The following is a 6,693-nucleotide window of genomic DNA, read 5'->3' as shown; positions in this document are numbered from 1 at the left end:
TACACCAACGAGATCCTGACGTCGCTGATGCTCGTCTATGTCGCCCAGCTTTTCCTCGACTGGCTGGTGCGCGGCGCGTGGCGCAATCCGCAGGGCTTCAACTTTCCGCAGACGCGCGCCTTCGTCGATGCCGCCATGCTGCCCGAAATGGTCTCGTCCGGACGCGCCCATTACGGCTTCGCTCTGGCCATCCTGGCCGCTTTCGTCGTCTGGTTCATGATGCGCTTCACGCTGAAGGGCTTCGAGGTCAACGTCATCGGCCAGTCGCAGCGGGCAGGACGGTTCGCCGGCTTTTCGTCGCGCAAGATGGTCTGGTTCTGTTTCCTGCTCTCGGGCGGACTGGCAGGGCTTGCCGGCATCAGCGAGATTTCCGGCGCGCTCGGCTATCTCCAGCCGCAGATATCGCCCGGTTATGGTTTCACAGCCATCATCGTCGCCTTTCTCGGCCGCCTCAATCCGCTCGGCGCGATCGTTTCGGGTCTTGTGCTAGCGCTGACCTATATCGGCGGGGAAGGCGTGCAGTTCACGCTCGGCGTCTCCGACAAGGTCACCCGCGTATTCCAGGGCATGCTGCTGTTTTTCGTTCTCTCCTGCGACACGCTGATCCTCTACAAGGTGCGGGTGATTTTCGCGGGCAAGTCGTCCGAGGGGAAAGCGTCATGATCGTCGAAGCCATTCTCCTGACCGTCATCACCGCATCCACGCCGCTGGTTCTGGCAGCGATCGGCGAACTCGTCTGCGAACGCGCCGGCGTCCTGAACCTCGGCGTCGAAGGCATGATGGTGATGGGCGCCGTCGGCGCCTTTGCCGCCGCCCATGCCACCGGCTCGCCCTATCTCGGCATGCTGGCGGGTCTCGCCACAGGCGCGATCTTCTCGCTGCTATTCGGCTTCCTGACGTTGACGCTGGTCGCAAACCAGGTCGCGACCGGCCTGGCGCTCACCATCCTGGGCCAGGGGCTTTCTGCAATGATCGGCGAAAGCCTTGTCGGCCGGGCGGGCGTGAAAATGCCGTCATTCGACATTCCGCTGCTCTCCGACATCCCCTTTGTCGGGCCGCTTCTGTTCGATCAGGACCTGTTCTTCTACCTGTCGATCGCCATCGTCGCCGGAACCTCCTGGTTCCTGTTCAAGACGCGCAAGGGCCTTGTGCTTCGCGCCGTCGGAGACAGCCACGCATCGGCCCATGCGCTCGGCATCAATGTCATCGGCATCCGCTATCTGGCGGTGATGTTCGGCGGCGCCTGCGCCGGTCTTGCGGGCGCGCAGCTGTCGCTGGTCTATACGCCGCAATGGACGGAAAACATGGCGGCGGGCAGGGGCTGGATCGCGCTGGCGCTGGTGGTCTTCGCCTCATGGCGGCCCTGGGGCGTGCTGCTCGGCGGCTATCTCTTCGGCGCGGTTACCATCGGCCAGCTTCATGCCCAGGCCTTCGGCATCGCCATTCCCTCGCAGTTCCTCTCGGCGCTGCCCTATGTCGTGACCATTCTCGTCCTCGTCATCATCTCGCAGAACCGCAGGATGACGCTGATCAACACGCCTGCGGCGCTCGGCAAACCCTTTGTGCCGGACCGCTAGGCAGGCTAGACTTATCATTTTCGATCAAACCGAAAGAGGTGAACAATGAAATCCCTGAAACTCGCTCTCGCCGCCTCCGCGGCTGTCATTGCCGGCTTTGCCGCCTCCGGTGCTGCCGCCCAGGAAGACATCAAAGCCTGCTTCGTCTATGTCGGCTCGGCGACAGACGGCGGCTGGACCCAGGCGCACGACATTGCCCGTCAGGAGCTGGAAGACACGCTCGGCATCGAGACCGCCTATATCGAGAACGTGCCGGAAGGCCCGGACGCCGAGCGCGCGATCGAGCGCATGGCTCGGTCCGGCTGCACCATCGTCTTCACCACCTCGTTCGGCTTCATGGAGCCGACCCTGAAGGTCGCCGCCAAATATCCCGATGTCAAATTCGAACACGCGACCGGCTTCAAGACCGCCGACAATGTCGCGACCTACAATTCGCGTTTCTATGAAGGCCGCTACATCTCCGGCGTCATTGCCGGTTCGATCTCCGAAAGCGGCATCGGCGGCTATATCGGTTCCTTCCCGATTCCCGAAGTCGTGATGGGCATCGATGCCTTCCAGCTCGGCGCGCAGTCGGTCAACCCCGACTTCACGACCAAGGTCGTCTGGGCCAACACCTGGTTCGACCCGGGCCGCGAAGCTGACGCCGCCAAGGCGCTGATCGACCAGGGCGTCGACGTCCTGGCGCAGCACACGGACACGACCGCGCCGATGCAGATCGCCGCCGAGCGCGGCATCAAGGCCTTTGGCCAGGCGTCCGACATGATCGAGGCCGGTCCGGAAACCCAGCTGACGGCGATCCTCGATACCTGGGCGCCTTACTATATCAAGCGCGTCAAGGCGGTGCAGGACGGCACCTGGACGTCGGAGCAGAGCTGGGACGGCCTGAAGGACGGCATCCTGTCCATGGCGCCGTATACCAACATGCCCGATGACGTGAAGGCTCTGGCTGAAGAGACCGAGGCCAAGATCATCTCCGGCGAACTGAAGCCGTTCACCGGCCCGGTCACCCTGCAGGACGGCACGCCGTGGCTTGCCGAAGGCGAGACCGCCGATGACGGCACGCTGCTCGGCCTCAACGTTCTGGTTGAAGGCGTCGACGGCACGATTCCGAGTTCGGAGTAATCCAGGCACAACTGATACAGGAAAGGCGTCCGAAAGGGCGCCTTTTTTGTTGCAGCGCGCCTCATGCCCGAAACGGATAAACTTAATTCATAATTTTTGAATAGGTCTCGGGCACGAATCCGCTATAAGCGGTAACCGGTTCGCAGATGGAGGTTTCATGTCACGCAGCGCTCTGGCCATTGTTCTTGCCGCCGGCGACGGCACCAGGATGAAATCGGACAAGACCAAGATGCTGCATGAAGTGGCCGGACGCGCCATGGCGGCTCATGTGGTCGATACGGTCGCCCGTTCCGGCGTGGACGAGACTGTGCTCGTCGTCGGCCGCGACGGCGACAAGGTGGCAGCCGCCTGCGCTTCCGCGGACAAGACCCTGAGGACCTTCGAGCAGACCGAACGCCTCGGCACCGCCCATGCCGTTCTTGCCGCGCGCGAGGCGATTGCTGCCGGCTTCGATGACCTCATCGTCACCTATGGCGATACGCCCTTGATCACTGCCGAAACGCTCGACAGGGCCCGCGCTGCGCTGGCAGAGGGCAGCGATGTCGTGGTGATCGGCTTCGAGGCCGCCGATCCCGCCGGCTACGGGCGGCTTCTGGTGGAAGAAGGGGCGCTGACGGCAATCCGCGAGGAAAAGGATGCGAGCGCCGAAGAACGCGCGGTAACGCTCTGCAACAGCGGCCTGATGGCAATCAACGGTCGGCGCGCGCTCGAATTCCTCGATGCGATCGGCAACGACAACGCCAAGGGCGAGTATTATCTGACCGACGTGGTGGAGGTGGCGCTTGCAAGGGGTGGCCGGGCGAGCGTGGTGATGGCCGACCCGCAAGAGGTGCTCGGCTGCAACAACCGCGCCGAACTGGCTGAACTGGAACGGATATGGCAGGTCCGCCGCCGTCGCGAACTGATGCTCTCCGGCGTCACCATGATCGCTCCGGAGACGGTGTTCCTGTCCTACGATACGGAGATCGGCCCCGACACGGTGATCGAACCCAATGTCTGGTTCGGGCCGGGCGTGCGCATCGCCGCCAATGTCGCCATCCATGCCTTCAGCCATATCGAGGGGGCGTCGGTCGCATCCGGCAGCCAGGTGGGGCCTTTCGCCCGCCTGAGGCCCGGCGCTGTGCTGCATGACGACGCCAAGGTGGGCAATTTCTGCGAGGTGAAGAACGGCGATATCGGCGTCGGCGCCAAGGTCAACCATCTGAGCTATATCGGCGACGCCAGCGTCGGCGCGAAGGCGAATATCGGCGCGGGAACGATCACCTGCAATTATGACGGCGTCAACAAGGCGCGGACCGTAATCGGCGACAATGCCTTTGTCGGCTCCAATTCGGCGCTGGTCGCCCCCGTTGCGATCGGCAACGGCGCCTATATCGGTTCGGGCAGCGTCATCACCACCGACGTGCCGGACAATGCGCTGGCGATCGCGCGCGGCCGGCAGGAAAACCGGGAAGGGCGGGCCGAGCTGATCCGCGCCCGCGCCCGCGCCATCAAGGCGGCGAAGCAATCAAAATCCTAGAATTTCAGCGGAGAGAACAGCGGAATGTGCGGAATTGTCGGAATTGTCGGCCGCGAGCCCGTCGCCGAGCGGCTGGTTGATGCTTTGAAGCGCCTGGAATATCGTGGCTATGACTCCGCCGGCATCGCCGTCATCGAGCCTGACGGGGCGCTTTCCAGAAGGCGCGCTCCGGGCAAGCTGGAAAATCTGCGCGCCCGCCTTTCGCAAGATCCGGTCGACGGCGTGACCGGCATAGCCCATACCCGCTGGGCCACCCATGGCGTGCCGAACGAGACCAATGCGCATCCCCACATTGCCGGCGACGTCGCCGTGGTCCATAACGGCATCATCGAGAATTTCGCCGAACTGCGCGCCGAGCTTGCGGCGGACGGCGCGGTCTTCGAGACGGAGACCGACACGGAAGTTGTCGCGAGGCTGCTGGACAGGTATCGCCGCGAAGGCCTTGCGCCCCGTGATGCGGTGCTCGCCATGCTGCAAAGGGTGACCGGCGCCTTCGCTCTCGTGATCCTGTTTCAGGACCGGCCGGAGACGCTTTATGTCGCCCGCTACGGTCCGCCGCTTGCCGTCGGCTACGGCGCCTCGGAAATGTATGTCGGTTCGGACGCGATCGCGCTTGCACCCTTTGCCGCGGGAATTTCCTATCTCGAGGACGGCGACATGGCTATTGTCGACCGCGACGGCGTCGAGTTCTGCGACTTTTCCGGCGCCCCCGTCTCGCGCAAGCGCCAGCCGCTGCAGCTCTCTTCCATGCTGATCGACAAGGGCAATCATCGCCACTTCATGGAGAAGGAGATCTTCGACCAGCCGGAGGTGATCTCGCACACGCTCGGCCATTATTGCGACTTTGCCAATCAGCGCGCGCAAACGGACGGCGACGGGATCGATTTCTCCAATGTCTCGAAGCTGGCGATCGCAGCCTGCGGCACCGCCTATCTGTCCGGCCTGATCGGCAAATACTGGATCGAGCGCTTCGCCCGGCTTCCCGTCGAGATCGATGTCGCCTCGGAATTCCGCTATCGCGAAATGCCGTTGGCGCAAGACCAGCTGGCGCTGTTCGTCTCCCAGTCCGGCGAGACCGCCGATACGCTCGCATCGCTGCGTTACTGCAAGGCAAACGGGGTGAAGACCGGCGCACTCGTCAACGTCACGGGTTCGACAATTGCCCGCGAGGCCGATGCGGTCTTTCCGATTCTCGCCGGGCCGGAGATTTCCGTTGCCTCGACCAAGGCCTTTACCTGCCAGCTGGCGCTGATGGCATCGCTGGCGCTCAGGGCCGGACGCGAACGGGGAACCCTGTCGCCGGAGGAGGAGCAGAGGCTCGTCCATCAGCTTTCCGAAGTGCCGCGCCTGATGAGCCGGGTGCTGCATGCGGTCCAGCCGCAGATCGAGCGGCTGGCGCGGGAGCTGTCCCGCTTCCATCACGTGCTCTATCTCGGCCGCGGCACCAGCTATCCGCTGGCGCTGGAAGGCGCGCTGAAACTGAAGGAAATCACCTACATTCATGCCGAGGGCTATGCCGCGGGCGAGCTGAAGCACGGGCCGATCGCGCTGATCGACGAAAACATGCCGGTCATTGTCATCGCGCCGCATGACCGTTTCTTCGAAAAGACGGTCTCCAACATGCAGGAGGTCGCCGCCCGCGACGGCCGCATCGTCTTCATCACCGACGAGGCGGGGGCGGCGGCGTCAGACCTGAAGACCATGGAAACGATCGTGCTGCCGGATATGCCGGAATTCATCGCGCCCATGGTGTTCGCCCTGCCGATCCAGCTGCTGGCCTATCACACGGCCGTCTTCATGGGCACGGATGCGGACCAGCCACGAAACCTTGCCAAGGCCGTCACCGTGGAGTGAGGCGGATCAAGCGACCGGACTAGCAAATGTGATAATCTCCGTCACGAGGAGGATCACGAAGATGAAGATACGCCGTGAACAATTTAGCGATGTCCGTGCCGTGGATGCGCTTGTGCGCCGGGCCTTTTATGGGCATCCGCACAGCGACGGCAGCGAGCCGGATATCATTCGCCGCCTGAGAGGGGCAGGCGCGCTCTCGCTTGCGCTGGTGGCGGAGGAAGACGATCGGATCGTCGGTCATATCGCCTTTTCTCCGGTCGGCTTTTCCGGTGGCGCAAGGGGCTGGTATGGCATTGGCCCCGTTGCCGTCGATCCGGACTATCAGAACAGGGGGATCGGCTCGGCGCTGATGCTCGGCGGGTTGGAGCTCCTGAAGGATGACGGCGCGCGCGGCGCGGTTCTGGTCGGGGATCCCGGCTTCTACCATCGCTTCGGCTTCCGGGCGGAGCCCGGCATCTCGCACAAGGGCGTTCCCGCCGAAAACTTGCTTGTCCTGCCATTCGACGATGAACTTCCGACGGGCGAAGTTGCCTTCCATCGCGCTTTTTTTGGCGAAGTCTGAGCGCTTCAACCTGCGTTGAGGTAGCGGATCGCCTCGTCGCGGCGGAAGAGATAGAGCAG

The 6,693-nt window shown here is 63.4% G+C and carries 6 protein-coding genes; all 6 read left to right on the top strand.

The window, feature by feature from the left end; genetic code table 11:
• Nucleotides 1-663: ABC transporter permease (locus AC5DC2_RS16985; RefSeq protein WP_491699330.1), on the top strand; the 663-nt coding region annotated here is incomplete at its 5' end.
• Complete coding sequence (locus tag AC5DC2_RS16980) at nucleotides 660-1,577, top strand: ABC transporter permease (RefSeq protein ID WP_024707833.1); 918 nt, start codon at nucleotides 660-662, stop codon at nucleotides 1,575-1,577. The genes AC5DC2_RS16985 and AC5DC2_RS16980, both read left to right, overlap by 4 nt.
• A 45-nt stretch (nucleotides 1,578-1,622) precedes the next feature.
• Nucleotides 1,623-2,699 carry a BMP family ABC transporter substrate-binding protein gene (locus tag AC5DC2_RS16975; RefSeq protein WP_024707834.1) on the top strand — a complete coding sequence of 359 codons (1,077 nt, stop codon included), beginning with the start codon at nucleotides 1,623-1,625 and terminating at the stop codon, nucleotides 2,697-2,699.
• A 157-nt stretch (nucleotides 2,700-2,856) separates the two neighbouring features.
• Nucleotides 2,857-4,218: a bifunctional UDP-N-acetylglucosamine diphosphorylase/glucosamine-1-phosphate N-acetyltransferase GlmU gene (gene glmU, locus AC5DC2_RS16970; protein ID WP_491699329.1), complete on the top strand. Its 1,362-nt coding sequence runs from the start codon at nucleotides 2,857-2,859 to the stop codon at nucleotides 4,216-4,218.
• 24 nt (nucleotides 4,219-4,242) lie between these two features.
• On the top strand, nucleotides 4,243-6,072 hold the full coding sequence (gene glmS / locus AC5DC2_RS16965) for a glutamine--fructose-6-phosphate transaminase (isomerizing) (RefSeq protein ID WP_491699328.1): 1,830 nt from the start codon (nucleotides 4,243-4,245) through the stop codon (nucleotides 6,070-6,072).
• Between the two features lie 61 nt (nucleotides 6,073-6,133).
• On the top strand, nucleotides 6,134-6,634 hold the full coding sequence (locus AC5DC2_RS16960) for a GNAT family N-acetyltransferase (RefSeq protein ID WP_491699327.1): 501 nt from the start codon (nucleotides 6,134-6,136) through the stop codon (nucleotides 6,632-6,634).
• Nucleotides 6,635-6,693: the final 59 nt, after the last annotated feature.

The sequence above is a fragment of the Martelella sp. genome, assembly GCF_984369615.1.
This window is presented reverse-complemented; position numbering and strand designations above follow the sequence as displayed.

Excerpts from the sequence above, each read along its gene's own strand:
- glmS (WP_491699328.1), top strand. The coding sequence starts at position 4,243 with ATGTGCGGAATTGTCGGAATTGTCGGCCGCGAGCCCGTCGCCGAGCGG.
- glmU (WP_491699329.1), top strand. The coding sequence starts at position 2,857 with ATGTCACGCAGCGCTCTGGCCATTGTTCTTGCCGCCGGCGACGGCACC.
- AC5DC2_RS16975 (WP_024707834.1), top strand. The coding sequence starts at position 1,623 with ATGAAATCCCTGAAACTCGCTCTCGCCGCCTCCGCGGCTGTCATTGCC.
- AC5DC2_RS16980 (WP_024707833.1), top strand. The coding sequence starts at position 660 with ATGATCGTCGAAGCCATTCTCCTGACCGTCATCACCGCATCCACGCCG.
- AC5DC2_RS16960 (WP_491699327.1), top strand. The coding sequence starts at position 6,134 with ATGAAGATACGCCGTGAACAATTTAGCGATGTCCGTGCCGTGGATGCG.